The organism is Bathymodiolus platifrons methanotrophic gill symbiont (genome assembly GCF_002189065.1).
Taxonomy (GTDB): Bacteria; Pseudomonadota; Gammaproteobacteria; order Methylococcales; family Methylomonadaceae; genus Methyloprofundus.
On the sequence record NZ_BDMN01000034.1, the window covers coordinates 1 to 2,203 of the forward strand.

Here is a 2,203-nt window from a genome sequence, read left to right on the forward strand (position 1 = left end):
ATTTATTGTTCGTTACAACAAACCAGCCTTAATAAACTAATGTGTAGTCGAACGACTTATAGTTTCGCTTCGATAGCATCTGCAATCGCACAAATCATCAACTGAGTACTTCTTGCGCCCGCATCAATATGACCAACACTACGCTCACCTAAGAATGAAGATCGTCCTTTAGTCGCATGCATAGCTTTAGTTGATTCCATACCTTTTATCGCAGTTTCTTTTAGACCTTTCAACAACTCTGGGTACTCAAGCTTGCCGCAGTTTTCATTGAAATAGTTAGCTACTGGAATCAATGTATCTAGCATAGTTTTTTCGCCAGCATCAGACTTGCCACGTGCTTTCATAGCTTCTACTGCTGCATTGTATGCTGATGCAAAAACAACAGGATCTACCGCTTTTCCCGCTGAATCTTTACCCATAGCAACGAAAAAAGTGCCGATTAAAGATCCAGAAGCACCACCGATTTTACTCATGCAGGTCATGCCCATTTTTTTCCAGGCCTCAGGCCACACTAGCTGGCTTAATTCTTCACTTTGCTCGACAAGAAAACCAAGTCCACGACGAATGTTGATAACATGATCACCATCACCAAGCGTTTTATCCAGCTCGGTGACTTCTGCATCGTGCTCCGCTATTGTATCACTCGCAGTTTTAATTAACTCAGCTAACATATCTGAAGTTACTTGCATTATTTTTTCCTCTTTATATTAAAAAAGTAGCCATCCCCATGATGCTTTCTGAGAACTTTAGCCATAAAATATTATCTAAAACAATTTTTTTGTAAACAATGTACCTTTATCACGTCTATTTGAGACGCCTCTAGCTTCAAAGTTTCATGCATTTTTTGACTAAAGAACCACTGATAAACTGGGCAAAATCTTCGGGGTTTTCATAATCCTGCTTTTGCACAAACTCAACCAGACTATTAACCAGGCTTTTGGTTTCTGCAATTTCTACATGAGACCTACCACAACCGTCACAATGCGTTCCTGCTTCCGTACAAAAAGCACTGCCCTTACATGGATTAAATCTCACTGTTCACCCTCTCCGTACAATATTTACTTTTAACAACTGCAATACTATACTCTATTTTATAGTCAGATTCACCCATTCCTGGCTTTATAATGTTTTGCTCTGCACAGCAAATATAACGTCACTTACAAAAACAAAAACAATGACGACACAAAAAGAGAGTTTTTTGCCTTGCGACCTAATAATTTATGGGGGTCTTGGCGATTTATCACGGCGTAAATTAATTATTTCATTATACCGTTTAGAAAATGGTCATTTTCTGGAGTCTGATACGCGCATTATCGCGGTAGACAGGCTAGAAGAAAGCAATGCAAGCTTTATTAAAATTGCGTACAAAAGCCTGCAGGAATTTCTAGGCGCTCCGATTGATGAGCAAATATGGACCAAATTTTCTGCACGCTTATCATATCAGCAAATGGATTTAACCCGACCTGAAGAATATAAGGTCTTTAACGAAATCACTGACTCAAGTAAACGCGTTATGGTTAATTATTTTGCCGTGGCCCCCTTTCTCTTCCAGCACATTTGCCAGGGGCTAAATCATTCAGGAGTATTAAATAATGCTTCCCGCATGGTCATGGAAAAACCTATTGGCCATGGCCTTAGCTCATCCAAAGAAATCAATAATGTCGTTGCTAGCGTTTTTAATGATGACCAGGTTTATCGAATTGACCATTACCTTCAGAGCACCTGATCTCGGGGAATTTACTTTGATCCCAGTTTAAAGATCATCCTTAAATTAGTTCGCGGAAACTTTGTTTCTGTGCTATTGAGTTCATCGCATAATTTTTGTATCGCGACATCATAACTTCGATTGGCCAAATGATGTAATTTCACCGTTAATGTGCCTTGCTCATGATCTGGAATCAGGTCTGCCTCACTACTATAAATTGCCCGTAACAGACTACGAACTTCATCAGGACGCGAGAGCGTTTCTCGCAACAAATTGGCCATTGCCGTTTCAGCTCGATAGGCAATCATTTTGATCGTATCAATGAAATGTTTACTTTTGGTGCTGAGTTGCTGAAATTGCTCCTCTTCGGGTAAGTCTTTCACTTTAAGGTAATGTGGCGTTTGTTTGCGCTTTTCTTTGAGTGTTTTAATTTGCACCTGAAAGGCTTCTATTTCTTCCTGGCAGATTGTCTTTTTTTGCAAGAAGGGCTCGACTTTA

The 2,203-nt window shown here is 39.8% G+C and carries 4 protein-coding genes; 1 reads left to right on the forward strand and 3 read right to left on the reverse strand.

Features of this window, described 5'->3' with window-relative positions; all coding sequences use genetic code 11:
* Positions 1-56 precede the first annotated feature (56 nt).
* Complete coding sequence (dhaL, locus tag CDZ78_RS02530) at positions 57-689, reverse strand: dihydroxyacetone kinase subunit DhaL (protein ID WP_087868557.1); 633 nt, start codon at positions 687-689, stop codon at positions 57-59.
* Positions 690-825: 136 nt separating this feature from the next.
* Positions 826-1,035 (reverse strand): DUF1289 domain-containing protein, encoded by a 210-nt coding sequence (locus CDZ78_RS02535; RefSeq protein WP_087868558.1) that lies wholly within the window; start codon positions 1,033-1,035, stop codon positions 826-828.
* Between the two features lie 139 nt (positions 1,036-1,174).
* Between CDZ78_RS02535 and CDZ78_RS02540 the strand changes: the two genes are divergently transcribed.
* The gene (locus CDZ78_RS02540; RefSeq protein WP_087868559.1) at positions 1,175-1,726 is read left to right on the forward strand and encodes a glucose-6-phosphate dehydrogenase (NADP(+)); all 552 of its coding nucleotides are present in this window, start codon (positions 1,175-1,177) and stop codon (positions 1,724-1,726) included.
* Positions 1,727-1,737: 11 nt separating this feature from the next.
* Here the strand turns inward: CDZ78_RS02540 and CDZ78_RS02545 are convergent.
* A partial coding sequence (locus CDZ78_RS02545; protein ID WP_211200755.1) for a putative transposase occupies positions 1,738-2,203 on the reverse strand: 466 nt, incomplete at its 5' end.